Source organism: Stenotrophomonas sp. GD03794 (genome assembly GCF_029842145.1).
In the GTDB taxonomy this organism is placed as follows: Bacteria; Pseudomonadota; Gammaproteobacteria; order Xanthomonadales; family Xanthomonadaceae; genus Stenotrophomonas; species Stenotrophomonas riyadhensis.
This window is the reverse complement of record NZ_JAOCFV010000002.1, coordinates 122,565-146,402: the sequence shown is the minus strand read 5'-3', so window position 1 is coordinate 146,402 and position 23,838 is coordinate 122,565. Positions and strand designations below refer to the sequence as shown.

Annotated in this window: 24 protein-coding genes; all 24 read right to left on the bottom strand. The window is 68.8% G+C overall.

Going from position 1 to position 23,838, the window contains the following annotated elements; all coding sequences use genetic code 11:
- Position 1: 1 nt before the first annotated feature.
- Positions 2-3,340 carry an ankyrin repeat domain-containing protein gene (locus N5D91_RS02090; RefSeq protein WP_164162171.1) on the bottom strand — a complete coding sequence of 1,113 codons (3,339 nt, stop codon included), beginning with the start codon at positions 3,338-3,340 and terminating at the stop codon, positions 2-4.
- The gene (locus N5D91_RS02085) at positions 3,333-3,593 is read right to left on the bottom strand and encodes a YcgL domain-containing protein (RefSeq protein WP_279907101.1); all 261 of its coding nucleotides are present in this window, start codon (positions 3,591-3,593) and stop codon (positions 3,333-3,335) included. Before N5D91_RS02085 ends, N5D91_RS02090 begins: the two co-directional genes overlap by 8 nt.
- A 160-nt stretch (positions 3,594-3,753) precedes the next feature.
- Positions 3,754-4,194 (bottom strand): hypothetical protein, encoded by a 441-nt coding sequence (locus N5D91_RS02080; RefSeq protein WP_014038922.1) that lies wholly within the window; start codon positions 4,192-4,194, stop codon positions 3,754-3,756.
- Between the two features lie 61 nt (positions 4,195-4,255).
- Positions 4,256-5,494: a beta-ketoacyl-ACP synthase gene (locus N5D91_RS02075; protein WP_180854170.1), complete on the bottom strand. Its 1,239-nt coding sequence runs from the start codon at positions 5,492-5,494 to the stop codon at positions 4,256-4,258.
- Complete coding sequence (locus tag N5D91_RS02070; RefSeq protein ID WP_180854169.1) at positions 5,494-6,225, bottom strand: 3-ketoacyl-ACP reductase FabG2; 732 nt, start codon at positions 6,223-6,225, stop codon at positions 5,494-5,496. The genes N5D91_RS02075 and N5D91_RS02070 overlap by 1 nt, the downstream gene beginning before the upstream one ends.
- Positions 6,222-6,677: a hotdog family protein gene (locus N5D91_RS02065; protein WP_110714109.1), complete on the bottom strand. Its 456-nt coding sequence runs from the start codon at positions 6,675-6,677 to the stop codon at positions 6,222-6,224. Before N5D91_RS02065 ends, N5D91_RS02070 begins: the two co-directional genes overlap by 4 nt.
- A complete protein-coding gene (locus N5D91_RS02060) occupies positions 6,674-7,858 on the bottom strand; it encodes a beta-ketoacyl-ACP synthase (protein WP_110714110.1) in 1,185 nt (394 codons plus the stop codon). Before N5D91_RS02060 ends, N5D91_RS02065 begins: the two co-directional genes overlap by 4 nt.
- The gene (locus N5D91_RS02055) at positions 7,855-8,412 is read right to left on the bottom strand and encodes a DUF3261 domain-containing protein (RefSeq protein WP_110714111.1); all 558 of its coding nucleotides are present in this window, start codon (positions 8,410-8,412) and stop codon (positions 7,855-7,857) included. Before N5D91_RS02055 ends, N5D91_RS02060 begins: the two co-directional genes overlap by 4 nt.
- On the bottom strand, positions 8,400-9,650 hold the full coding sequence (locus N5D91_RS02050) for an NAD(P)/FAD-dependent oxidoreductase (RefSeq protein ID WP_180854168.1): 1,251 nt from the start codon (positions 9,648-9,650) through the stop codon (positions 8,400-8,402). Before N5D91_RS02050 ends, N5D91_RS02055 begins: the two co-directional genes overlap by 13 nt.
- Before the next feature lie 53 nt (positions 9,651-9,703).
- Positions 9,704-12,079 carry an MMPL family transporter gene (locus N5D91_RS02045; RefSeq protein WP_180854167.1) on the bottom strand — a complete coding sequence of 792 codons (2,376 nt, stop codon included), beginning with the start codon at positions 12,077-12,079 and terminating at the stop codon, positions 9,704-9,706.
- Complete coding sequence (locus N5D91_RS02040; RefSeq protein ID WP_153854812.1) at positions 12,051-12,680, bottom strand: outer membrane lipoprotein carrier protein LolA; 630 nt, start codon at positions 12,678-12,680, stop codon at positions 12,051-12,053. The genes N5D91_RS02045 and N5D91_RS02040 overlap by 29 nt, the downstream gene beginning before the upstream one ends.
- A complete protein-coding gene (locus N5D91_RS02035) occupies positions 12,677-13,108 on the bottom strand; it encodes an acyl-CoA thioesterase (protein ID WP_110714115.1) in 432 nt (143 codons plus the stop codon). Before N5D91_RS02035 ends, N5D91_RS02040 begins: the two co-directional genes overlap by 4 nt.
- Positions 13,095-14,645, bottom strand: a complete 1,551-nt coding sequence (locus tag N5D91_RS02030; RefSeq protein ID WP_153854814.1) for an aromatic amino acid ammonia-lyase — start codon at positions 14,643-14,645, stop codon at positions 13,095-13,097. The genes N5D91_RS02035 and N5D91_RS02030 overlap by 14 nt, the downstream gene beginning before the upstream one ends.
- Positions 14,635-15,576, bottom strand: a complete 942-nt coding sequence (locus tag N5D91_RS02025; RefSeq protein ID WP_180854166.1) for an acyltransferase — start codon at positions 15,574-15,576, stop codon at positions 14,635-14,637. Before N5D91_RS02025 ends, N5D91_RS02030 begins: the two co-directional genes overlap by 11 nt.
- A gap of 1 nt (position 15,577) precedes the next feature.
- A complete protein-coding gene (locus N5D91_RS02020; RefSeq protein WP_132811023.1) occupies positions 15,578-16,348 on the bottom strand; it encodes a glycosyltransferase family 2 protein in 771 nt (256 codons plus the stop codon).
- Entirely contained in the window at positions 16,338-18,023 is a 1,686-nt protein-coding gene (locus N5D91_RS02015) for an AMP-binding protein (protein WP_180854165.1), read from the bottom strand. Before N5D91_RS02015 ends, N5D91_RS02020 begins: the two co-directional genes overlap by 11 nt.
- Positions 18,016-18,567, bottom strand: coding sequence for a hypothetical protein (locus tag N5D91_RS02010; RefSeq protein ID WP_132811025.1), 552 nt, complete (start codon positions 18,565-18,567; stop codon positions 18,016-18,018). The genes N5D91_RS02015 and N5D91_RS02010 overlap by 8 nt, the downstream gene beginning before the upstream one ends.
- Positions 18,568-18,589: 22 nt before the next feature.
- Positions 18,590-18,847, bottom strand: coding sequence for an acyl carrier protein (locus tag N5D91_RS02005; RefSeq protein WP_005411609.1), 258 nt, complete (start codon positions 18,845-18,847; stop codon positions 18,590-18,592).
- A 17-nt stretch (positions 18,848-18,864) separates the two neighbouring features.
- Positions 18,865-19,122, bottom strand: coding sequence for a phosphopantetheine-binding protein (locus tag N5D91_RS02000; protein WP_005411610.1), 258 nt, complete (start codon positions 19,120-19,122; stop codon positions 18,865-18,867).
- Complete coding sequence (locus N5D91_RS01995) at positions 19,109-19,906, bottom strand: lysophospholipid acyltransferase family protein (protein ID WP_110714395.1); 798 nt, start codon at positions 19,904-19,906, stop codon at positions 19,109-19,111. The genes N5D91_RS02000 and N5D91_RS01995 overlap by 14 nt, the downstream gene beginning before the upstream one ends.
- Complete coding sequence (locus tag N5D91_RS01990; protein WP_110714121.1) at positions 19,899-20,642, bottom strand: beta-ketoacyl synthase chain length factor; 744 nt, start codon at positions 20,640-20,642, stop codon at positions 19,899-19,901. Before N5D91_RS01990 ends, N5D91_RS01995 begins: the two co-directional genes overlap by 8 nt.
- Before the next feature lie 217 nt (positions 20,643-20,859).
- Positions 20,860-21,873 carry a cytochrome d ubiquinol oxidase subunit II gene (gene cydB / locus N5D91_RS01985; protein WP_005414876.1) on the bottom strand — a complete coding sequence of 338 codons (1,014 nt, stop codon included), beginning with the start codon at positions 21,871-21,873 and terminating at the stop codon, positions 20,860-20,862.
- Position 21,874: 1 nt separating this feature from the next.
- Positions 21,875-23,272 carry a cytochrome ubiquinol oxidase subunit I gene (locus N5D91_RS01980; RefSeq protein WP_279907100.1) on the bottom strand — a complete coding sequence of 466 codons (1,398 nt, stop codon included), beginning with the start codon at positions 23,270-23,272 and terminating at the stop codon, positions 21,875-21,877.
- Between the two features lie 166 nt (positions 23,273-23,438).
- Positions 23,439-23,834 (bottom strand): hypothetical protein, encoded by a 396-nt coding sequence (locus N5D91_RS01975; protein WP_164162183.1) that lies wholly within the window; start codon positions 23,832-23,834, stop codon positions 23,439-23,441.
- Between the last annotated feature and the right edge of the window lie 4 nt (positions 23,835-23,838).

The following is a 23,838-nucleotide window of genomic DNA, read 5'->3' as shown; positions in this document are numbered from 1 at the left end:
GTCAGCCGTTGTCGCGCAGGAACCGCGCCATCGACGAAACGCCCGGCACGCGCGGTTCGAACTCGCCGGCCACGTCGATGAAGCCGCGCATCACCGCGATCTCGCGCGGGCTGCGGTTGAGGCTGTCGCGCACTTCCGGATCGGCACCGGCGCGCAGCAGGCGCTGCACCAGCAGTGGCAGTCCATGCAGGGCCGCCAGATGCAGCGGGCCGAAGCCGCGCGGATCGCGCACGTCCAGGCTGACGTCCTCGTCCAGCAGGCGCTCCACCGCCGCCATCACCACCTGCTCGTCGCACGCGGTACCCGGCTCGGCGCGTGCGCCCAGCAGCAGCAGCAGCGGCGTGACCGAACCGGCAGCGGCCTGGTCCGGTTCGGCACCGGCCAGCAGCAGGGTATCGAGCAGGGCCAGCAGGCGCGAGCGATCGCGCGCACTGAAGCCGTACAGGGCAGCGCAATGCAGCGGCCCCAGCTGCTGCGCGTCACCGGCATGCACGTCGGCACCGGCGGTGAGGAGGCGCGCGACGATGTCCGGCAGGCCCAGCGCCGACGCCAGCATCAGCACGGTCACCCCACCCGGCAGGCGGTGTTCCAGCTTGGCGCCGGCATCGAGCAGGGCCGACACGATATCTACCTGGCGCATGCTGACCGCCGCCGACAGCGGCGTCGCACCACTGGCCGCGGCATGCTGCGGATCGGCGCCACGTGCCAGCAGCAGGTCGGTCACCGCCAAATGGCCACCACCGGCCGCACGCAGCAGCGCGGTGCAGCCCTGTGCATCGACCGCATCAACGGCGAAGCCCAGATCGATCAGGCGACGCACCGCATCCACGTCACCGGCCATCGCGGCGGCCGGCAGATCGGCCTCGCGCAGGGTACGGCGCGGCAACGGCCACACCCGCCAGTCCAGCCAGTCGGCCAGGTCACGGCGACCGATCGACAGCGCCACACCCAGCGGCGTCTGGCCGTCGGCGGCACGTGCTTCCGGCGAGGCGCCGTGCTGCACCAGCAGCTTCAGCGCGCCTTCGCGGGCCAATGCGGTGGCCAGGTGCAGTGCGGTCATGCCATGGCTGTCGCGTGCTTCGCGATCGACACCGGCCTTGAGCAGGGCCTGCTGCAGGCGCAGCCAGCCCAGACGCACCGCCAGCGACAGCGGCGGATCACCCGCCGGCGAGGCCGCGAACGGATCGGCGCCACGTTCCAGCAGCTCCAGTGCCAGCTGTTCCAGGCCACGGGCGGCCTGGTCGTGCTGCGCACAGGCGGCCAGGAAGCGCGCCAGGCCACCGCGTCCGGCCGGCGACAGGCCCCTCTGCAGCATCACCTGCAGCGCAGGCACCGCGTCGATGCCGCGCGACAGCAGCGCGAACATCGGCGTGTCGGCGCAGGCGTCACGCACATAGGGGTCGGCGCCGTGGCCGAGCAGCCAGTCGACCGCACGCGGCTCCAGTGCCAGTTCCGGATCGAGCAGCAGGCCACCCAGTTCTTCCGGCTGGCACAGCTTGGCCAGCGCCGCCATGCCATCGGTGTTGCCGAAGCCCAGTGCCTCGCGCAGCAGGGTCAACGGCGGTCGGTCCGGCAGCAGGCCGCTGGCGCTGGCCGCTTCGCCGCGCTCGGCCAGGCCATCGCTGACCGCAGCCGGCAACGGATAGGACGGGTCCAGCAGGGCCACGATCGCCCAACGACCGGCTTCGGCGGCGTAGTCCACCGCACGGCGGCCGACCGGATCGGTGGCATCGGCGGCGATGCCCAGTTCAACCAGGCGCTTGATCAGCAGCGGCGAGACATCTTCGGCCATCGCTGCCAGCTGCACCGCGTTGCGGCCTTCGCCATCCACCGCGACCAGGTCTGGCTTGTGCGGCAGCAGATGCTCGATCACGGCAGCGCGACCGGCACGGGCCGCTTCCAGCCACGGCGTACGGCCCAGCGCATCGCGCGCTTCCAGATTGGCGCCGGCACCCAGCAGCACGCCGATGATCTCGACGTGGCCAGCCAGTGCGGCCTCATGCAGCGCGCTGCGGCGCTGGCGATCACGCGCGTCGGCCCGCGCCTTGTGCTTGAGCAGCAGCTGCACGCCGGCCGGATCGTCGTCTTCGGTGGCGGCGGCAGCCAGCAGCACCGGGGTGCCTTCGGCCGGCTCGCTGCGTGCACCGCGTTCGAGCAGGAACCGCGCCAGGCGCCAGTTGCCGACCTGGCAGGCCACCGCCAACGGCGACCAGCCATCGTGGTTCAGTGCGTCGACTTCGGCTGCCGCATCACGCAGCAGCGCGGCCACACCCGGGTCGGAGCTGCGCGCAGCATGGTGCAGCGGGGTGTTGCCATCGCTGTCGGTGGCACGCGAATCGGCGCCGTTGGCGAGCAGGGTCATCACCGCTTCGGGGCGGCCATGCCAGCTGTCACGGGTGGCGGCCAGCAGCGGGGTCATGCCCCGGTGCGGCGCATTCACGTCGACGCCGCGGGCAATCAGCTCGCGCAGCAGGCGCAGGTCCGGCAGCACTGCGGCCAGTACGGCCAGGCTGCGCTGGTCGCGCCAGTTGGGGTCGGGCAGCGCATAGGGATCGGCACCGGCCTGCAGCAGCTGCAGGCCACGGTCGATGCGGCCCTGGCGGGCGGCTTCATACAGGGCCGGGGTCAGCTCCTGCGGCGCCATCGCCTCCAGCGGCGCAGTTTCGGTGGCGGCAGCGAACATCGGTTCGCGCTCGCTGCTGGCCGCGGTCAACGGACTCGAGCGCAGCGACACCAGCGGCGCTGGCGCCACCCGCTGCAGCAGCAGGTGCAGCAGTGGCGACAGCACCACCACCGCCAGCGCGGCAGGCCAGCGCGCGCTTTCCGGCAGCAGGCCCGGCCAGGCCGGCAGCACCACCAGTGCGGCCAGGGCGATCACCAGCGCGGCCACGCCCAGGCCACGCCACGCGGTCAGGTCGCGCCCGGCCAGCGCCTGCCAATGCTGGGCCAGGCTGCCGTCCAGGCGTTCAACATCGTTCCACAGCGGCCAGGTACGCCATGCCGCCAGCAGGCCGGCACTGACCAGCACGCTCAGGCCGAGCACCGCGGCCAGGCTGCCGCTGTCGCGCAGCGCCGCCAGCGGCCAGGCCAGCAGCAGCGCCAGCAGCAGCGGTGCGGCCGCCCACAACGCCAGCAGCGCCGGCAGGTCCTGGCGCGCGACGACCTTCAGCGGCAGCAGCGCACGGCTGCGACGCCACCACGACACACCCAGCGCGAACGCGGGCTGCGCCAGGGCGGCGAGGATCGCACCTGGAACGCCACCCACGGCAGCGCCCAACGCCAGTACGGCGCCAACGGCGAAGGCGATCGACAGGACGCGCGGACGGGAGGCGTCAGTCATAGTGCCGCGGCGTCAGACTGGCCACCGACGGCGGCACCTGCAGGTAGAACCCGCGTTCGCTCATTTCGCTGCGGACCTTGTCCGGATCGGCCTGGGCAAGGCGGCGCTGGGCATCCAGGGCCACGTCCAGGACGAAGGTGAGCGCACCCAGCGAGGTGAGCAGCGGCGCGGGCAGCGCGCTGAAATCATCGCGTCGGGGAACGTAGACGTAGGTGTCGGGCTTGAGTTGGCTTTTATAGACGTAGGCGTGCATGTCCGCGGGACAATAACCCGGGAAGAGCCATGATTGTGTCGGAAAGCCGACACCGGGGAAAGCCGTCAGCCGACGATGGCGGCGTGATCGACGGCGTTTCCCCAGCGGGGTTCAGCAATGTGGCGGCGGCGTTCAGGCAGCGCCGCCGCCACACGGGCGCTTACTTGACCTTGGCGTAGGTGCCCTTCAGCGCCACACCGGCGACGAAGGTGCCGGCCCAGCACTCGTAGTTGGTCGTGCTCTTGAACTCGTTCTTCTTGTAATAGCTGACGATGTCGACCACCGCGTTGGCGCCGCGCGACCTGGCGCCGTCCTGCAGCGCGCGCAGCGCCGACAGCGCAACCCAGCGGCAGGCCTCCGCGTCGCTCTTGTTGGCGGCGTTGGTCTTCTTGTTGGTCACGTCTTCGCCCAGGCGCTGCTGCACGCTCACCGGCTGTCCCGCCAGGTAGAAGCGCACGCTGCCGTCGATGCCGGCGTCCTTGGCAGCCTGCGAGCTGACCAGCTCCTGCAGGGACTGCTCGACGCGGGTATCGCGGGCGGAGGCGGTGGAGGTCAGGGCCAGCAGCGCGGTGGCCGTGGCGATCATCAGGGTGCGGCGCATCGGAACATCTCCTTGTCGAGGGTGCGGGTGGATAGCGGAAACGGTGCGGTGGGGCGGTGGATCACTCGCTCCAGCGGCGGAACACCAGCGAGGTGTTGATGCCGCCGAAGGCGAAGTTGTTGCTCATCACGTATTCGGCCTGCAGTTCGCGACCTTCCCCGGTGATGAAGTCGAGCTGGCCACAGCGCGGATCGACCTCGGCCAGGTTCAGGGTCGGCGCGAACCAGCCGGCGCGCATCATCTGGATGCTCAGCCAGGCCTCGAACGCACCGCAGGCACCCAGCATGTGGCCGACGTAGCTCTTCAGCGAGCTGATCGGCACGCGGTTGCCGAACACCTGCGCGGTCGCCTGGGTCTCGGCGATGTCACCGTGGTCGGTGGCGGTGCCGTGGGCGTTGACGTAGTCGATCTGCGCCGCGTCCAGGCCGGCATCCTCCAGCGCCAGGCGCATGGCCTGGGCCATGGTGTCGGCACTGGGCTGGGTGACGTGCTGGCCATCGCTGTTGGTGCCGTAGCCGACCACCTCGGCAAGGATGGTGGCGCCGCGCGCCTGCGCGTGCTCCAGGTCTTCCAGGATCAGCGTGCAGGCGCCCTCGCCCAGCACCAGGCCATCACGGCCGGCATCGAACGGGCGCGGGGTGGTCTGCGGCGCATCGTTGCGCACGCTGGTGGCGAACAGGGTGTCGAACACCGCCGCGGCGGTGGCATCGAGCTGCTCGGCACCGCCGGCCACCATCACCGTCTGCTTGCCGCTGCGGATGGCCTCATAGGCCGCGCCCACGCCCTGGCTGCCCGAGGTGCAGGCGCTGGAGGTGGTGTAGACGCGCCCGGACAGGCCGAAGAACACGCCGATGTTGACCGGCGCGGTGTGGCTCATCATCTTCAGGTAGGTGGTGGCACTGATGCCTTCGGTGGTGAACTCATTGAGCATGCGCCCGAATTCACCGGTGGCCTCGTGGCTGCCCGAGGACGAGCCGTAGGCCACGCCGGTACGGCCACTGCGCAGCACCGGGTGCTCGTGCAGGCCAGCTTCGCGCAGCGCCACCTCGGTGGCGCGCACCGACATGATCGCGACCTTGCCCATCGAGCGGGTGGTCTTGCGGTTGTAGTTCGGCGGCAGCTCGAAGTCCTGCGCCGGGGCGGCCAGCTTGGTGTTCAGGCCAGCGTAGACATCCCATTCGGGCATCGTGCGCACGGCATTGCGGCAACTGCGCAGGTGCGCTTCGATGGTCGGCCAGTCATGCCCGAGTGGGCTGATGGCGGCAGCACCGGTGACCACCACGCGACGATCGGCGGCCATCAGAGCATGCCTCCGTTCACCGAGATCACCTGGCGGGTGATGTAGCCGGCCGGCTCGGACAGCAGGAATGCAACCGTGGCCGCCACTTCGTCCGGACGACCGACACGGCCTGCGGGAATCAGCTTGAGCGCGTGTTCAACCACTTCGTCGTTGAGCATTTCGGTCTCGATCAGGCCCGGGGCCACGCAGTTGACGGTGATCTGGCGGCTGGCCAGTTCCAGCGCCAGCGCCTTGGTGGCACCGATGATGCCGGCCTTGGCGGCGCTGTAGTTGACCTGCCCGCGGTTGCCAGCCAGGCCGGACACCGACGACAGGGTGACGATGCGACCGGGCTTGCGCCGCCGCACCATCGGCATGATCAACGGATGCAGTACGTTGTAGAAGCCATCCAGATTGGTGTGGATCACCTGGTCCCAATCGTCCGCCGACAGCGCCGGGAAGGCGCCATCACGGGCGATGCCGGCGTTGCAGACCACGCCGTAGTACGCGCCATGCGCTTCGACATCGGCCTCCAGCACCGCGCGTGCGGCCTCGCGGTCGGCCACGTCGAACGCCAGCACGCGGGCCTGCTGGCCCAAGGCCTGGATCTCGGCCACCACGGCCTGTGCTTCTTCCAGGCGGCTGCGACAATGCACCACCACGTCGAAGCCATCGCGCGCGATGCGCAGCGCAATGGCCCGGCCGATGCCCCGGCTGGCGCCGGTCACCAGCACACTTCGATTCCCTGTCATGCCTGTCCACTCTCCAGATAGGCCATCGCGTCGGCCGGCTCGAACACCGACACGTTGGCTGTCGCCCATTCGTCCTCGCCCGCCAGGATGCGGCAGGCGAACATCCCCAATCCATTGTCGCCCAACAGCTCGCAGCGCGCCTGTACGCGCAGCCGGGTGCCACTGGGAAAGCCGCTGCAGCGGCTGCTGTAGCGCCGGCTGCCAAGCAGGAAGCCGAGCTGCGGCGGATTGCCGGCCGCACGTGCACGGCAACCGGCCCAGGCCGCGATGGCCTGCGCCATGTATTCGATGCCGACCCACGCCGGCACTTCGCCGTTCTCCACGAACAGCCCGGCTTCGGGCACCACCAGTTCGGCCTCGATGGCCTCCTGGTCCCACTGCGTGATGCGCTCCAGCAGGCACATGTCCTGGCGGTGCGGCACCACGTCCTCGATCGCGTACAGGGTGTTCATCGGCGCTCCAGCGCCAGCACGGCATTGCTGCCGCCGAAGGCGAACGAATTGCTCAGCACCCGCCGCGGCGCCTGCGCCAGGCAGGAGCCCGGCGCGACCAGCGGCAGCACCGGCAGTGCGGGGTCGGCCACGCCGTCCCACCAGTGCGGTGGCAGCTGCTGCTGCGGGTTCTCGGCCAGCAGGATCCAGCACAGCGCAGCCTCGATCGCACCCGAAGCGCCCAGCGTATGGCCGGTCAACGGCTTGGTGGAGCTGGCCGGTACGCCATTGCCCAGCACCTGCGAGACCGCCAGGCTTTCCATCGCATCGTTGTGCCCGGTGGCCGTGCCATGCAGGTTCACGTAGTCCACTTCGTCGGCGCCCCAGCCCGCGCGCAGCAGTGCCTGCTGCAGCGCGTCGATGGCGCCCAGCCCCTGCGGATCCGGCGCCGACATGTGATGGGCATCAGCCGATTCGCCCCACCCGGCCAGGCACACCGGACCCGGCTCGCGGGTAAGCAGGAACAGCGCGGCGCCCTCGCCGATGTTGATGCCGGCGCGGTGCTGCGAGAACGGATTGCAGCGCAGGGCCGACACCGATTCCAACGCGCTGAAGCCGGCCACGGTGAAGCGGCACAGCGAATCGGCACCGCCGGCAATCACCGCATCGACGATGCCGGCGCGCAGCATGCGCGCGGCCGACATCAGCGCCTTGGCGCTGGACGAACAGGCGGTGGACAGGGTCCATGCCGGCCCCTGCGCGCCGCTGCGCTGGCGCACGAACTGCGCGGCGGTGCCCATTTCCTGCTGGGCATAGTCGAACCCGGTCGGCCACTGGCCCTGCTCGGCGTGGCTGCGCAGGGCCTGCTCGGATTCACCGATGCCCGAGGTGCTGGTGCCCAGCACCACCGCCACGCGCTCGGCGCCATGGCGGGCGATCGCGGCGGCCACTGCCGGTGCGATCTGCGCCAGTGCCACGTCCAGTAGCGCGTTGTTGCGCCCGCGCAGCGGCACCGGCAGGTCCTCCAGCGCCGGCAGCGGCGTGCGCACTTCGCCCAGTGCCAGGGTGCGCCCCGGCAGCAGGCTGTCGTTGTCGCTGAGGCCGCCCGGCACATCGGCGAACATGGCCGAGGCCACCGCGGCGCGGCCATCGCCGAGCGCACAGACCACGCCCAGGTCGTTCAGGTAGATCGGTGCACTCATCGGTCCGGCCCGGCCATGTCGATCGATTCGATGCGCAGCGCGTAGCCTTCGGCGCGGTTGTCCAACTGCACGCTGCCATCGTCCAGGCGCTGCAGCTGCAGCCACACCGTGCCGTCGCGCGACAGGCTGCGCTGATGGCCGTCATCGCTGACCTGCCAACCTGCCGGCAACGCGGCGGCGATGGCCGCGGTCGGCCACAGCGCGAACTGCAGGTCATCCAGTACGCGCTCGGCACGCACCTGCGGCGGCAGCCACGGCGCGCGCTGCTGGGTCAGCTGCTGGCCGTCCCACTGCAGGCGCACGCCAGTCTGGCCCATCGCCTGCACCGCCAGCTGCACCTGCTGCGCATCGGCTTCCAGCAGAGCATCCAGGTCGCGCTCATGCGTGCCGAAGCGGAAATGCAGCTGCTGCTGCAGCGCCAGCGGCGCCGGCAGGCTGGCCGGTGACAGGCGCAGCGGCGGCAGCTCCACCAATGGCTTGGGCATGCGGCCGGCACAGGCGGCCAGCAGCAGGCACAGCAGCAGCGCTGCAGTACGGGCGATCAGGCGCTGCACAGCTGCTCCAGCACGCGCATGCGGCGGCCGCTTTCGTCGGCCACGTACGGGTTGTTGGTGTCCCAGGCGTAGCCGGCCAGGATGGAGCTGATCATGTCGCGCACTTCAGGCTGCTGCTGCGGGTGGTAGATGATCTTCTGGAAACCGCCTTCGTACCAGCTTTCGACGAAGCGGCGGAAGGTCTTCACACCGGCGCGCAGCGGGATCGAGAAGTCGGCTTCCCAGTCGACGGTTTCGCCGGCATAGCGGCGCGCCAGGCACTCGCTGGCCAGCTGCGCGGACTTGAAGGCGATGGTGACGCCGGAGGAGAACACCGGGTCGAGGAACTCGCCGGCATTGCCCAGCAGGGCGTAGCCCGGGCCCCACAGCGAACTGACATTGGCCGAGTAACCGGTGATCCGCCGCACCGGCAGCACCGCCCATTCGGCGTTGGCCAGCAGCCGGGTCAGGTTGGGGTCCTCGCCGACGATGGCCTGCAGCTTCTGCAGGTCGTCGCCTTCGTAGCGCTCGAAGAACGACGGCTCGGCGACCACGCCCAGCGAGCAGCAGCCGTTGGAGAACGGGATCGTCCAGTACCAGACGTCGATGTGCTCGGGATGGGTGGTGATCAGGATCTTGTTGCGATCGAAGTCCGCTTCGGCCGGAATGTTGTCGCGCACGTGGCAGAAGATCGCCCCGCGCACCGGGAAGTTGGACGGCGATTCCAGCTGCAGCAGGCGCGGCAGCAGGCGCGCGAAGCCGGAGGCGTCGAGGATGAAATCGGCCTCGATGCGGTACTCGCTGTCATCCGGACGACGCACGGTGACCGCCGGCTGCTCGCCCGGCTCGACCGCAAGCACTTCATCGCCGAAGCGCAGCGTAGTGCCCATGCGCTCGGCACCGCGCGCCAGCACGTTGTCGAAGTCGGCGCGCTGCACCTGGTAGGTGGTACCCCAACCGGGCGAGAACTTCTTCCTGAAGTCGAACGCGGTACGCGCCTCGCCATGCACGAAGGCGGCGCCGTTCTTGTGCTGGAACCCGGCCTCGACCACGTCCTGCAGCAGGCCTGCCGCTTCGATGTACTCCATGCTCTGCGGCAGCAGGCTTTCACCGATCGAGAAGCGCGGGAACTGCTGACGCTCCAGCATCAGCACCTGGCGACCCTGCTGGCGCAGCATCGCGGCGGCCACCGAGCCGGCCGGGCCCGCACCAATGATCAGGATTTCAGTACGTTCGACAGCATCCACAGCAGTATTCATCGGTGCGTCCTTGTTGCTCGATCAAGTGGAAAGAAGGAAGTCGGGAAACAGGCTCAGGCCGACGGCAGGTCGTGCGGCGGCGGCCTGAACAGCGGCGAGATCAGCCAGACCAGGCCGATGCCGAACAGCAGGGTCAGGCCGAACGCGCGCAGCGCCGGGGTCTGCGACAGGCCCAGCAGGCCGAACGACAACCAGGTGCTGGCCGCGCCCACGCACACCGCCAGCCAGGCACTGGCATCGCCGCGGTGCTCGATCAGGAAGATGCCGTAGTCGATGCCCATGCCCAGCAGCAGCATCAAAGCCAGCACGTTGAACAGCTGCAGCGGCTGGCCGAACAGGCCCAGCAGGCCCAGGGTCAGCGCACCGGCAATCAGGGTCGGCGCAAACACGCGCCAGGCCTGGCGGCGGTAGCGCAGCCACAGCGCGCCGAACACCAGCACGATGCCGACCAGCAGCAGCCCGCCCATCAGCTTGCGGTAGTGGCCCAGCAGCATGGAGAAGTCGGCGGTGCGATCCACCCAGCGCACGCCCGGCAGGCCTTCGGCCGCGCCCTGCAGGGTGGCCAGCGCATCGGCGCGCGACAGGTCATCGACCATCACCACGCTGATCATCTGCCCACCGACCTCACCCACCCACAGATGACGGAACGGCTGCGACGCCGGCGAGGCCAGGAACGCCTCTGCGGTCAGCGCCGTTGCGGCGAAGTACGGGCGCGGCAGCGGTTCGCCGACCGCCTCGGACACCGCATCCAGCACGCCCGGTTCCACCTTCGCGGTCAGCGCGGCATCGGCCTGCTGGCGTGCCGGCGACGGCAGCCAGTCGCTGATCGCGCGGTAGCCACCAATACGCTTGTCGTTGGCCAGCACACGCAGGCGTTCGGTCAGCGCTTCCTCACGCTGCAGCAGCTGCGCGGCGTCCGCACCCTGCACCAGGTAGAACTGCGCCGGGCTGGGCATGCCCAGCAGCTGGCTCAGGCGGATCTGCTGCGCCATCAGCGCCGGCGGCGAAGACTGCAGGCTGCGCAGGTCGTCGTTGCTGTGCAGGCGGGCGATGCCGATGGCAGACAGCGCCAGCGTGATCACCACGAACACCGTCACCGGGCGACGGCCATGCAACCGCGGGAAGCGCTCCAGCGTGTTGCCCAGCCACTGCGAAAAACGGGTCTGGCGGATCTCACCGCCATCCAGCCACGGGAACCAGAAGATCACCGTAAGGAAGGCGGCAGCCAGGCCGACCACCGAGAACAGCGCCATCTGGCGCAGGCCCGGGAACGGGGCCAGGCCCAATGCCAGGTAGGCCAGCGCGCTGGTCAGCAGCGCCAGCCAGAGGCCAGGCAGCAGGTGCCGCAGCAGCTTCCAGCGACGATCGGCCGGCTCGGCCTGGCGCGAAGCGAACCAGTGGATGCCGTAATCCTCGGCCACGCCCACCAGCGATGCACCGAACACCAGGGTCAGCACGTGCACCTTGCCGAACACCAGCACGGTCACCGCCAGCGCCACGCCACAGCCGATCAGCAATGACGCGGCCACCAGCAGGATCGGCCGCAGCGAACGGAACGCCAGCCACACCAGCAGCAGTACCGCCGCCAGTGAGCCCCAACCGATCGTGTTGATCTCCTGGTTGGCCTGCACCGCGGCCGCTTCGGCATGCAGCGGCACGCCGGCATGCAGGATCTCCAGATCCGGAGCGGCCGCTTTTGCTGCCTGCCCGGCACGTTCCAGCAGGCCGTCAAGATGGCGTTCGCCGTCGAGCTGGAACGCCGAACCCGGCGTGTCGAACTGCAGCGCGGCCCAATGCTTGTCCTCGGCTTCGAGCAGGCCGTCATCACCCAGCCGCAGTCCCGAACCCTGCGCCTGCTGCTGCCACCACTGCGGCCACAGCGACAACGGGTCCTGCCGCCAGTCGGTCAGGCGCGGCGCGCCCATCGGGCCGTACAGCGCGGCCAACGCCTGTTCGGCCAACGCGCCCGGCTCGCTGCCCTGCAGCTGCACGCGCTGGGCAGGTGTCAGCAGGCGGTCACGGTACGGCGCGTAGAACGCGCGCGCCTCATCGAACCAGCCTTCGATCGAGCCGCTGGGTACCAGCAGGGCGTGATCGGCGTCCTTGGCCATGGCCGCGGCAAAAGCCGCCTGCGCACGCTTGGCGGCGGCGCCGTCCTTGCTGCCCAGCAGCACCACCACCTGCCGCGAACTGCCATCGGCGATGCGCCGGGTGACATCGCTCAACAGGCGGTCGTGTGCATCCTGCGGCAGCAGGGCGAGGATGTCGGTGTCGATCCGCGATTGCTGGCTCCACAGGCGCCACTGCTGCGCGCCCATCACCAGCAGCACCAGCAGCCAGGCAATGCCCAGCCAGTGCCACCAGCGCCGCAACCGCTCCGGTGCGTTCGATGCGGCACCCTCACTCAAAGCGGCGCGCCTCGTCGGCATTGAGCGTGGCCGGCGTCTCGCTCAATGCGCTGAACTGGATCTGCGTGCGGTCCTTGTTGGCCTCCACGATCTCGACCTGGCGCACGTAGCGGTCACCCTGCAGGGTCAGCGATTCGAAAGCCTTGGCCAGCATCGCCGACTTCGGCGTCAGGCGCAGCCGCCAGCCCTGTCCTTCACGGCTGGCCGCCACGTTGAACTGGCTGGACAGCGCCTGTACGTCGCCACTCATCAGCGCGAACATGATCGCGTTCACCGAACGCATCGCCGGCTGCTGCCGTGCATCGAGCTCGACACGGGTGCTGCCATCGCGCTGGCGACTGAGGATGCGGTCGGCGGTGACCACCACTTCGGAAGGGAACGGCTTGAGCGTGGTCCAGATCACGCCGTGCTGGCGCGCGACCACGAACCGGCCCTGCGAGCGCAGCGGGTTCTTGAAGCCGCTGACCTGCTTTTCCTGGCTGAACTGGCCGCGCAGCACGTCCGGCCGCGCCACCGCCTGGGTGATCGCATCGATGGCGGGGTCGGCGGCCTGCACCAGCGGTGCGGCCAGCAGCAGCAACGCGCACAGCAGTGCACGCGCAAAACGGTTGGCTCGGTTCATGGCGCAGGCACTCCCAGGCGTTCCCACAGTACCGGCGGGCACTGGTACAGCATTTCCTTGCTGGTCGCGTCCACCGCAACCTGGATGGTCATCGCACGGGTCAGCACCTGGCCGCTCTGCGCATCGAGAATTTCGTACTCGATCTTCAGCCGGTTCTCCCATTCCACGATGCGCGCGATCACGCGCAGGGCCTGGTTGAACAGCAACGGACGCACGTACTTCACCCGCGCATCGACCACCGGCCACAGGTAGCCCGATTCAAGCATCTGCGGGTAGTCGTAGTCGTAGCGGCCGAGCAGCGCGCAGCGCGCGATCTCGAAGTACTTGAAGTAGTTGCCATGCCAGACCACGTTCATCGGATCGCAGTCATGGAAGGCGGGGGTCAACGCAATCTCGCCAACCCGTTCGATGGCCTCATTCACCGGCATACAGCTCCCAACGTTGCGCGCGGATCTCCACCAGCAGTTCCCGCAGTTCGCGATCCAGCGCGCGGTCTTCTTCAACCAGGGCGATGCGCTGCCCCAGGTCGGCGTACATGTCGGCCAGACTGCCATGCAGCTGCGCGTTCAGGCCAACCCGTTCGCGCAGCGCCAAGCCCTGGCGGGCGGCGATCAGCATCGCGGCCACCACCTGTTCAGTCAGCTCGATCACCCGCAGGCAATCGCGCGCGGCGATGGTGCCCATGCTGACCTTGTCCTGGTTGTGGCACTCGGTGGAACGCGAGAACACGCTGGCCGGCATGGTCTGCTTCAGCGCTTCGGCAGTCCAGGCCGACACGCTGATCTGCAGCGCCTTCAGGCCATGGTTGATGGCCGCACGCGGGCCAGTGGCCGCCGACAGGTTGGCCGGCAGGCCATGGTTGTAACGGGCATCGACCACCAGCGCCAGCTGCCGGTCGAGCAGATCGGCAACGTTGGCCACGGTGTTCTTCAGGGTGTCCATCGCCAGCGCGATGTGGCCGCCGTAGAAATGGCCGCCGTGCAGGATGCGCTCGCCGTCGGCATCGATCAGCGGGTTGTCGTTGGCGCTGTTCAGTTCGGTTTCGATCAGCTGGCGCAGGAACGGCAGGCTGTCCTCCAGCACGCCGATCACATGCGGCGCGCAGCGCAGCGAGTAGCGGTCCTGCAGGCGCTGTTCATTGCGCGGCGGACGCTCACTGTGCAGGTCGCTGCGCAGGCGCGCGGCGATGCGGCCCTGGCCAGGATGCGGCTTGGCTGCGAACAGGGTTTCGTCGAAGTGGTGCGCATTGCCGTCGCTGGACAGCACGTTGAACGCGGTCAGGCGCGTGGCCATGCGCGCCAGGTAGTCGGCGCGCTGCCAGGCCAGGCAGGCCAGGCCGGTCATCACCGCGGTACCGTTCATGATCGCCAGGCCTTCCTTCGGCCGCAGCTTCAGCGGGGTCATGCCGATCTTCGCCAGCACCTCGGCCGCCGGCTGCACGCGACCGTCGTGCAGCACCTCGCGCTCGCCGCACAGCACCGCCGCCACGTACGACAGCGGCGTCAGGTCACCGCTGGCACCCACCGAGCCTTCGGCCGGAATCAGCGGCAGTACATCGTGCTGCAGCAGCGTGGCCAGGCCTTCCAGCAGCGGCACGCTGACACCGGACATGCCGCGCACCAGCGAGGCCAGGCGCGCGGCCAGCACCGCACGGGTCTCTACCGGGTCCAGGTAACGGCCCAGGCCACAGCCATGGTAGGTGTACAGGTGGTGTGGCAGCTCAGCCACCAGCGCCGGCGGGATGTTCACCGTGCACGAATCGCCATAGCCGGTGGTCACACCATAGATCACACCGTCCTCGCGCAGCAGGCGATCAAGGAAGTCGGCACCGCGCTGGATGTGCGCACGGAACGCCGGCGCGTCACTCAGCGCGGCCTCGCACTGGCGCTGGGCCAGGGCAACCACATCTTCGATGGTCAACGGTGCATCGCCAAAGCGGCACACGGGTACGGCGTCAGTCGTCATGCGGAGCCTGATCCCAGAAGGGGAAGAAATTGAACCAGTCCAACGGGGACTGGATGACCTGGAGTTCCAGCCAGCGTGCGAAGCGCTGCGCCTGTTCGGCCAGTGCGGCGTCGCGCGAGCCACGCGGCAGCACGATGCGTTCGGCGAACTGTTCGAATGCCACGCGATAGCCCTCGCCCTGGTGCAGGCAGGCCATGGTGTAGACCGGGCAACCCAGCGCGGCGGCGAGCACATAGGCGCCGATCGGGAACGGCGCGCGGTGGCCAAGGAAATCGGCGGTGACGCTGCGGCCGCCCTGCACCGGCGTGCGGTCGCCGACGATGGCGACGAAGCCACCCGCCGCCACGCGCTCGGCCAGCATCACCGCCGTGGCCGGGCCCATTTCGGTTACCTGCACCAGTTCCACCGCTGCCAGTGGGTCCAGCCGCTGCAGCAGGCGGTTGAAGCGCTGCGCGTGCGCGGTGTGCACCAGCACGGTGATGCGGAAGCCCGGCACCTGTTCGGCCAGCACCTGGCACAGTTCCAGGCAGCCGATGTGCGCAGTGAGGATCAGCCCGCCTTCGCGGCGCGCGATCTTCTCCAGCACCAGGTCGCGATGCAGGTGGATGCGTTCGGCCGGATAGCGCCCGCCCAGGCCGAGGATCTTGTCCAGCATCGTGTCGGCAAACGCGAAGAAGTGGCGCAGGCTGTCACCCCGGGTCGGCGCGCGACCCAGCGCACCACTGTGCGCCTGCAGGCGCTGCAGGTACTGCGTCGAGGCCTGGCGGCCAACGCGGTTGCCCAGCCAGTGGCAGGCCACCACCGGCCACACGCACAGGCGGAACGGCCAGCGCCCGAACCAGCGGTGCACCCAGCACAGGAACAGCACGCCGGCCACCGACGTCGATTCGCCGATGTCGGCCCAGTGCGGGGCACCCTGCGCGGCCGCCATCTCAGCGCTGCCCCCGCAGGCGGCGCCACAGCAGGCGCGGTGCGCGCCAGAGCATGCCGAAGAACAGGCGGGTGTGCATGCGGCTGATGCGCACGTTGTCGCGCCACACATCGAAGTGGGACACACCGTCGGCCGGATAGGTCACGCGGGTGGCCAGGTGCTCGACCGGCACCTGCCGCCAGTACAGGCGCACCATCACTTCGGTATCGAAATCCATGCGCCGGCCGATGGTTTCCTCGCCGACCAGGCGCAGCACCGGCGGCAGTGGATACACGCGGAAGCCGCACATGGTGTCGCGCAGGTGCAGCGACAGCGTGTTGATCCAGACCCAGATGTGGGTGGCGTAGCGGCCGTACAGGCGCGCCTTTGGCACGCTCGCGTCGTAGGCCGGAATGCCACAGATCACTGCATCGGGATGCGAGCGCGCAGCCTCGATGAAGCGTGGCAGATCACTGGTATCGTGCTGGCCGTCGGCATCGATCTGCAGCACGTGGCTGTAGCCACGCGCGCCCGCCTCGGCGAAACCGGCCAGCATCGCCCCGCCCTTGCCCTGGTTGATGTCCAGGCGCAGCAGGTCGACGCCCTGGCGCTGTGCCAGCGAACGCAGTGATGCCGCGCACGCCTCATGCGAGCCATCGTCGACCAGCAGGCACGGCAGGCCGGCGGCCTGCACGCCGTCGACCACCGCCGCGATGGCGTGCTCGTGGTCGTAGACGGGTATCACCACCAGTGGCGCGAACGCGGCACCGGCAACGGCCGGGTCAGTCCGCATCAGCGAAAACCACCTTGCCGCTGGCATGCACACCATGGCTGGAGGTGTAGCGGAAGGCCAGCACGTTGCGTGCGGCATCCCAGTCCAGCCGCAGGGTCAGCTCATCGCCCGGGCGGGCCACGTGCTGGAACTTCACCGCATCCATGCGCAGGAAACCGCTCGGCATCGTGAACGCCTGGCGGCCGAAACGCACCGCCCAGTCCAGCTGGGCCACGCCGGGCAGGATCGCCGCCTGCGGGAAGTGGCCCTGGAACGGTCGCAATGCGGGATCGAGGGTCATGCGCAATGTGGCGCTGGCCGCATCACGCTGCTCCCAGACTGGCACCGGCATCAGCGGCTGGAACAGCGCCGCCAGTGCTGCCTGAGTGACCTTGCCCTGTGCGTTGATCGGCAGCGCCTGCACCAGTCGCCAGCGGCGCGGCCGGGTGACGGCATCATGGCCCTGTGCCAGGCGTGCCCCCAGACGCTGCGCGAGCGCGCGACGCGCGGCATCGCCACCGGCCAGCAATGCCGGGTCAGCCGGCACCACCACGGCAGCCAGCTGCTCGCGCTGCCCGGGTAGCACCAGCACGCGCACGTCATCCACTTCGGCGTCTTCGCGCAGCGCACGTTCCAGCGCATCCAGCGAAACGCGGCGTTCTTCAATCTTGACGATGCGGTCGGCACGGCCCAGCAGGCGGAAGCGGCCATCGGCCAGGGCTTCCACGCGGTCCTGGGTACGCCACCAGCCAGGGGTTTCCAGATGTGCGGAGGCCACCGCCAGGCAGCCCTCCTCGATGCGCCACTGCACACCCGGCAGCGGCTGCCACGGCGGCAGATCCGTATCCCAGCGGCGCCAGGCGATGCCGCCGGTTTCGCTGCTGCCGTAGACCTCGGTCGGGGCCACGCCCAGCCACTGCCGCACCTGCCGCGCAGCGTCTTCCGGCAGCGGGCCACCGGAGGAGAACACCGCACGCAGGCGACCCTGCAGGCTGGCCCAGTCAAGCTGCTCAGGCAGGCGTTTGAGATGGGCCGGGGTCGCCACCAGCACCGTGTCGGTACCGGACAGCGCCGCCACCAGGTCTTCGTGGAAGAACCGGCGCGGGTGGATCAGGCGGCCGGCAGCCAGCGGCCACAGCACGCGGAACAGCAGGCCATAGATGTGCTGGTGCGACACCGTGCCATGCACCTGCACGCCCTCCAGCTGCGCGCCGAAGGCCGCCTGCAGCGCCTCCACCTCGCGCGCCAGCTGGTCCAGGCGCTTGCCGATCGCGCTCGGCTGGCCAGTGCTGCCGGAGGTGAACACGCAGAGTTCGCAGGCACGCTCGTCCAGCGCCTGCAGTTCGTCATCCAGGGCGGCGTCCCGCGCCATCAGCGGGCGGTAATCGGCGGACACGTCGCCTGCGAAGCCGCTTACCTGCGACTGCAGCGCCTGCAGCGTGGCCGGCAGGTTGTCGGCGGCCAGGAACACCCGCTTGCCGGCATGCCAGGCACCAAACAGCGCCGCAGCGAAGGCCACCGCGTCGTCGAAGTACAGAGCCCAGTCACGGCCTTCGGCTGCCGCAAAGGCGCCGCGCCAGGCCAGCACCCGCTGGCGGAAGCCGGCGTGGTCGACCACCTCGCCGTCGCAGAGGCCGACGCCGCGCTGCGGCCGTGCCTCCAGCAGCAGCCGGTCCAGGGCGATCCACTCAGCCATGTGCGTGCGCCGCCTTCACCCGCCGCCGCACCAGCCACTCACCTGCGAACAACACGCCCATCATCACGTACGCCAACAATCCGTTGTAGAGCATCCAGACCCTGTCCGACGCGTACAGCGCGGTCAGCAGGGCCAGGCTGCCGTTGAAAACGAAGAAACCGCACCACACCTGGGTGACGCGGCGGGTATAGGCCACCGCGAACGGGGGCAGGTCCGGCTCCTGCAGCCGCGCCAGGCGCTCCACCAGCGGCGGCCCGAAACGCAGGCTGGTGCCGAACACCGCCAGCATCACCGCATTGACCAGCGCCGGGTACAGCTTCAACGGCAGGGCCTGGTTGAGCACGGTGGCCAGCACCGCCAGCAGGCCGGTGCCGGCGGCGGCCGCCCACCACAGCGGCTGTCGCGTGCTCAACGCACGCAGCAGGGCCAGGGTGAACAGCAGCAGCGACAGCCAGCGCGGCTCGAAACGGCCCATCGCCAGGTACACCAGCAGTGGATAGGCAAGCGAAATCGCTGCCACCACGACGGTACGTGCGCGAGCCATGGCGACGCCGCCAGCGCTGCGGTCAGGCGGCTGCCTGGTCCGGCAGCAGTCCATGCACGACATCGACGATGTCCTGCACGGTGCGCACGGCCTTGAACGCTTCCGGCTGCAGGTTGCGGCCGAGCAGCGGCTTCAGCTGAACGATCAGGTCGACCGCATCGATGCTGTCGATGTCCAGGTCGTCGTACAGGCGGGCCTCGGGGGTGATCCGGGCGGTTTCGATCTCGAAGCTGTCGGTCAGGATGCTGACGATGCGTTCGAACAGTTCATTCTTGGTCATGGCAATTCCTGGCGCCGTTACGACTGGCGGGCGGCGACGAACTCGCCGAGCGCGCGCACGCTGGAGAAATGGCGACGGGTTTCTTCCGAATCGGCCGAGAGGCTGACACCGTACTTCTTCTGCAGCGCCAGGCCCAGCTCCAGCGCGTCGATCGAATCCAGGCCGAGGCCCTCCACGAACAGCGGCGCGGTCGGATCGATGTCCTCCGGCGTGATGTCCTCCAGCGAAAGCGAGGAAATGATCAATTCCTTGATCTCGTGCTCAAGTGCTTGCACGGTTCGGATCTCCAGACAGGTCGAAGTAACGAGAAAGGTGCTCGGTGACGCGGCGTGCTGCCAAGGCATCCCCCCTTGGCGAGTCGTCATCGGCCAGGAAGGGCGCGATCGGGATATCTTCGCCGATCTGCAGCCGAACGTGAAAGCGACGTGAGGGGACACGATACCACTTCTGTCCCTTGGTCAACGTGGGCGGGGTACAGGTGATCCGCACCGGGGTGATGTCCAGCCGGCCCCGTACGGCGATGTTGGCGGCCCCGCGCTGCAGCCGCGGAGGCTGTCCGGGCACGCTGCGGGTGCCCTCCGGGAAGATCACCAGGGTGCCGCCGGCATGCACCGCCGCCACGCAGTCATCAACCAGGCCGGCGCCGTCATCGTTGGCGATGTAGCCGGCCGCCCGCACCGGGCCGCGCATGAACGGGTTGCAGGCCACGGCCCGCTTCACCACGCAGTCGGCGTTGGGCAGCAGCGAGATCAGGCAGACCACGTCGATCAGGGTCGGGTGATTGGCCAGCACCAGCAGACCGTCGCGCTGCAGGCGTTCACCGCCCTCGATCTGGTAGGTCATCACCCCCAGCGCGCGCATCAGGCGCAGGTGGCTGGCAAAGGCGACCTGGACCACGCGGCGGGCCCGGCGGCGGCGGACCACCGGGTCGCGCATCAGCAGCAGCACCGGCATCACCAGCACGCCCAGCAGCAGGCCGCCCACGCCGAATGCGACAAAGCTCAGGCCGGTACCAAACACCCGCCAGGCATGATCGAGGCGGCGCAGCGCCTCAGCCACGGCGCCCCCAGCACCAGCGCTGGCCGTGAGCGACATGCTCCAGCGCCGGCGCACCAGACAGCAGGAAGCGGTGCAGGTCCAGCGCATGCGGCAACAGGCCTGGCGCAGTGGTGGCCTGGCCTTCCGCCGGATGCCACTGCAGCGACAGCGTCGGCCGGCCCTCTGCCGGGGCAGTCAGGCGCCAGCACCATGCAAAGAACGGGTCAGGTTCGTCGGCGAACGTCGCGTAAATCTGGGGAAGCGGCGATTCATAGACCACCACCCGCACCTCGCGGGCACCCTCGGCCAGCAGGCCAGCGGCTTCCAGGCAGGCCGCCTCCACCGTCGCCTGCCCGGCGGCCAGCGCCAGGTAATTGCCGCGGTGGCCGCGGGCGATGGAGTACAGCGCGGCGATCGCGTTGTGCACGGACAGGCCGAATCCGGTCGGCGACAGCGGCTGCTCGCCAACCAGCGCGCCCAGCAGGTCCATCGAACGGGCCACGTCGCCGTGGCGGCTGGCGAACACCAGCGGCACGTCACTGTCCGCGCCCTGTCCATCCTCGCACCAGCACGCGGCCTGGATCGCCATCCGGCCCAGCCGCTCGATGCGGCGGCGCTGCATCGCTGGCACTTCGGCCAGCGCCGGCGTGTCCCCGCCGTGCGGCAGGTACGGCGCATCGGCCCAGCCCAGCCACTGGCTACGCTCACTCAGGCCGGGCGCCCAGGCGGCCCAGTCGACGATGGAGAATTCGATCATTTAGCGATGGTGCTTCAACGGGAGAACGATAGGCACGAGCCACTACGGCGACGCGCGGCGGCCCCCCGTTCCTGCAGCCGTGCGTCCGTCCAGGACGTCGCCGGCTGCCCCCCTGGCCGCCGGAAAGGAGCGCACGCTAGCACGTCCCGCCCAGAGTGTGCAGGTTTCACATTCCCCAACACGGGGCCCGGCAACGGCAGGCCCCGTGTTCAATCGATCAGTGGTAACCGGTGTCGGCGTGCACCTTGCCGCGGAATACCCGGTAGGACCACGCCGTATAGCCGAGGATGACCGGCAGCAATATGACCAGCCCGACCAGGGTGAAGCCCAGCGACGACGCCGGCGCGGCGGCCTGCCACAGGGTCATCGACGGTGGCAGCAGATAGGGCCACATGCCCAGCACCAGGCCGAGGAAGCCGAGCACGAACAGGGCCAGGCTGAGCAGGAACGGCGGCAGGTCACGGCGCGGGTGGGTGGCACTGCGCCACAGCGCGGCGGCCACCGCCAGGGTCAGCAACGGCACCGGCGAGAGCCACCAGAAGTTGCCGTCGCTGAACCAGCGCGCCATCAGGCGCGAATCGAGGAACGGCAGCCAGCTGCTGACCAGGCCCATCGCCGCGATCACCGCCACCACCAGCGGCCGGGTCATCTGCCGCGCCAGCGCCTGCACGCGCCCTTCGGTCTTCAGGATCAGCCAGGTGCTGCCCAGCAGCGCATAGCCGGCCACCAGCGCGGCGCCGGTCAGCATCGCAAACGGGCTGAACCAGGCGAACGGCCCGCCCTGATAGACGCCGTCCACCAGCGGGATGCCCTGCACCAGGGTGCCGAGGATCACGCCCTGGGCGAACGTGGCCAGCAGCGAACCGAGGCCGAACGCCACGCTCCACAACCGGCGCGATCGATGCGCCTTGAAGCGGAACTCGAAGGCCACGCCGCGGAATACCAGCGCCACCACCAGCAGCAGCACCGGCAGGTACAGCGCCGACAGTAGAACTGCGTACGCCTTGGGGAACGCCGCCAGCAGGCCGGCGCCGCCCAGTACCAGCCAGGTCTCGTTGCCGTCCCAGATCGGCGCGGCGGTGTTCATCATCAGGTCCAGCTGTTCCTCGTCCTCGGCGAACGGGGCGAGGATGCCGATGCCGAGCACGAAGCCGTCCAGCACCACGTACATCAGCACGCCGAAGCCGATCACCGCGAACCACGCCACCGGCAGCCAGGTCATCAGGTCCATGTCAGCGCTCCTCCAGCGGTTCGTCGGCGGCCGACAACGGACGTGCCGGGGTATGGCTGCCATGGTCCAGCGACGGCCCCTCGGCATACGGCTGCGGCCCATGCCGCAGGATCTTCACCAGGTACCAGATGCCCCAACCGAACACGAAGGCGTAGCCAACCACATAGACGCCCAGCGACAGCGCGGTCATCCACGCGCTCTGTGGCCCCACCGCATCGGCGGTGCGCAGCACGCCATACACCACCCACGGCTGGCGCCCCATCTCGGTGACGAACCAACCGGACAGCAGTGCGATGAAACCGCTGGGCAGCATCCAGTTCCAGCCGCGCAGCAGCCACGGCGAATCCAGCAGCTTCCTGCGCCACAGCTGGAACGCTGACACCCAGGCCAGCAGCAGCATCAACGTGCCCAGCCCGACCATGATGCGGAAGGCGAAGAACACCGGCGTCACCGGCGGACGTTCGCTGGCCGGCACCGAGGTGAGCGGATCGAAGGTGCCGTCCAGGCTGTGGGTGAGGATGACGCTGCCCAGCTTCGGGATGGCCACTTCGAAGTCGTTGCGCTCTTCCTTCTCGTTCGGCAGCGCGAACACCACCAGCGGCACGCCCTCGCCTTCCTTGGTTTCATGCCAATGCGCCTCCATCGCCGCGATCTTCATCGGCTGATGCTTGAGCGTGTTCAGGCCATGCATGTCGCCGACGAAGATCTGTACCGGCACGGTCAGTGCGGCGAACGCCACCGCTGCGATCAGCATGCGCCGCCCCGCTTCCACGTGCGTGCCCTTGCGCAGGTACCACGCGCCCACGCCACCAATCACGAAACAGGTAGTGATGAACGAACCCAGCGCCATGTGCGCCAGGCGATAGGGGAACGAGGGATTGAGCACCACCCGCCACCAGTCCACCGGATGCACGATGCCGTTGACCATCTCGTAGCCGGCCGGCGTATGCAGCCAGCTGTTGGACGACAGGATCCAGAACGTGGAGAACAGCGTGCCCAGCGCCACCATGCAGGTGGACAGGAAATGCAGGCGTGGCGAGACCCGGCCCCAGCCGAACATCATCACGCCGAGGAAGCTGGCTTCCAGGAAGAACGCGGTCAGCACCTCGTAGGTCAGCAGCGGGCCGATGACCGTGCCGGCCACTTCGCTCAATCGTGGCCAGTTGGTTCCGAACTGGAAGGCCATGACGATGCCGCTGACCACGCCCATGCCAAACGACACGGCGAAGATCTTCTGCCAGAAGAAATACAGCTCGCGCCACACGGGCAACTTCGTGCGCAGCCACCGCCATTCGATGAAGGCCAGCCAGCTGGCCGTACCGATGGTGAAGGCGGGGAACAGCACGTGGAAACTGATGACGAATCCGAACTGGATCCGGGACAACAACAACGCGTCCAAGGGACGCCTCCTGCCTGTGACCGGTGGGATACCGGACCACTTTAGGAGGATTTCGTTAAGGTGGGATGCGACCGGGTGACGCGCTGCTTCACTTTGTCGCAGGGACCGGCCGGGGAAGTGATGAACCGTCCTCAGCGCTGGGGGCCATTGGCCCCCAGTCGATTCATCATTGACGATTCTCCAGCAGGTATCCCCTGATCGCGGGGTCCAATCGGACCCTCAACGCAATCTCCTCGATCTGCGCCTCACTTAAACGATAGTTCGAGTCAGCAGGCATCTTCTTGACGAGGGGGACACTTTTCGGATTGGCGATGAACCATACATAGCCTCTCGCAACCCCAGCACGTGGCAGCCCGATCACATCGGAATCGGTCCCATCGGCCATACGCTCTGCTATGAGGCTCTTCGTATGCTCGGAGTTTTCATAGCGTGCGTTCATTGCCTGCAGCAGGGAGTTCTCATACTTCGCTCCCAATTCATCGCTCTGCATGAATCGGAAGTAGCCGTAGACGAAGCCAAGCACGACCGCAGACAGGAGAACCGCCGTTGAGACTTTCCGCATATGC

What these genes read in the sequence shown, in the direction of transcription:
- N5D91_RS02035 (WP_110714115.1), bottom strand. Translation starts at nt 13,108, where the DNA reads ATGCCGGTGAATGAGGCCATCGAACGGGTTGGCGAGATTGCGTTGACC.
- N5D91_RS02010 (WP_132811025.1), bottom strand. Translation starts at nt 18,567, where the DNA reads ATGGCTCGCGCACGTACCGTCGTGGTGGCAGCGATTTCGCTTGCCTAT.
- N5D91_RS02030 (WP_153854814.1), bottom strand. Translation starts at nt 14,645, where the DNA reads ATGACGACTGACGCCGTACCCGTGTGCCGCTTTGGCGATGCACCGTTG.
- N5D91_RS02090 (WP_164162171.1), bottom strand. Translation starts at nt 3,340, where the DNA reads ATGACTGACGCCTCCCGTCCGCGCGTCCTGTCGATCGCCTTCGCCGTT.
- N5D91_RS01990 (WP_110714121.1), bottom strand. Translation starts at nt 20,642, where the DNA reads ATGATCGAATTCTCCATCGTCGACTGGGCCGCCTGGGCGCCCGGCCTG.
- N5D91_RS01975 (WP_164162183.1), bottom strand. Translation starts at nt 23,834, where the DNA reads ATGCGGAAAGTCTCAACGGCGGTTCTCCTGTCTGCGGTCGTGCTTGGC.
- N5D91_RS02065 (WP_110714109.1), bottom strand. Translation starts at nt 6,677, where the DNA reads ATGAACACCCTGTACGCGATCGAGGACGTGGTGCCGCACCGCCAGGAC.
- N5D91_RS02040 (WP_153854812.1), bottom strand. Translation starts at nt 12,680, where the DNA reads ATGAACCGAGCCAACCGTTTTGCGCGTGCACTGCTGTGCGCGTTGCTG.
- N5D91_RS02080 (WP_014038922.1), bottom strand. Translation starts at nt 4,194, where the DNA reads ATGCGCCGCACCCTGATGATCGCCACGGCCACCGCGCTGCTGGCCCTG.
- N5D91_RS02050 (WP_180854168.1), bottom strand. Translation starts at nt 9,650, where the DNA reads ATGAATACTGCTGTGGATGCTGTCGAACGTACTGAAATCCTGATCATT.
- N5D91_RS02060 (WP_110714110.1), bottom strand. Translation starts at nt 7,858, where the DNA reads ATGAGTGCACCGATCTACCTGAACGACCTGGGCGTGGTCTGTGCGCTC.
- N5D91_RS02005 (WP_005411609.1), bottom strand. Translation starts at nt 18,847, where the DNA reads ATGACCAAGAATGAACTGTTCGAACGCATCGTCAGCATCCTGACCGAC.
- N5D91_RS02075 (WP_180854170.1), bottom strand. Translation starts at nt 5,494, where the DNA reads ATGGCCGCCGATCGTCGCGTGGTGGTCACCGGTGCTGCCGCCATCAGC.
- cydB (WP_005414876.1), bottom strand. Translation starts at nt 21,873, where the DNA reads ATGGACCTGATGACCTGGCTGCCGGTGGCGTGGTTCGCGGTGATCGGC.
- N5D91_RS02025 (WP_180854166.1), bottom strand. Translation starts at nt 15,576, where the DNA reads ATGGCGGCCGCGCAGGGTGCCCCGCACTGGGCCGACATCGGCGAATCG.
- N5D91_RS02085 (WP_279907101.1), bottom strand. Translation starts at nt 3,593, where the DNA reads ATGCACGCCTACGTCTATAAAAGCCAACTCAAGCCCGACACCTACGTC.
- N5D91_RS02070 (WP_180854169.1), bottom strand. Translation starts at nt 6,225, where the DNA reads ATGACAGGGAATCGAAGTGTGCTGGTGACCGGCGCCAGCCGGGGCATC.
- N5D91_RS02015 (WP_180854165.1), bottom strand. Translation starts at nt 18,023, where the DNA reads ATGGCTGAGTGGATCGCCCTGGACCGGCTGCTGCTGGAGGCACGGCCG.
- N5D91_RS02020 (WP_132811023.1), bottom strand. Translation starts at nt 16,348, where the DNA reads ATGCGGACTGACCCGGCCGTTGCCGGTGCCGCGTTCGCGCCACTGGTG.
- N5D91_RS02045 (WP_180854167.1), bottom strand. Translation starts at nt 12,079, where the DNA reads ATGCCGACGAGGCGCGCCGCTTTGAGTGAGGGTGCCGCATCGAACGCA.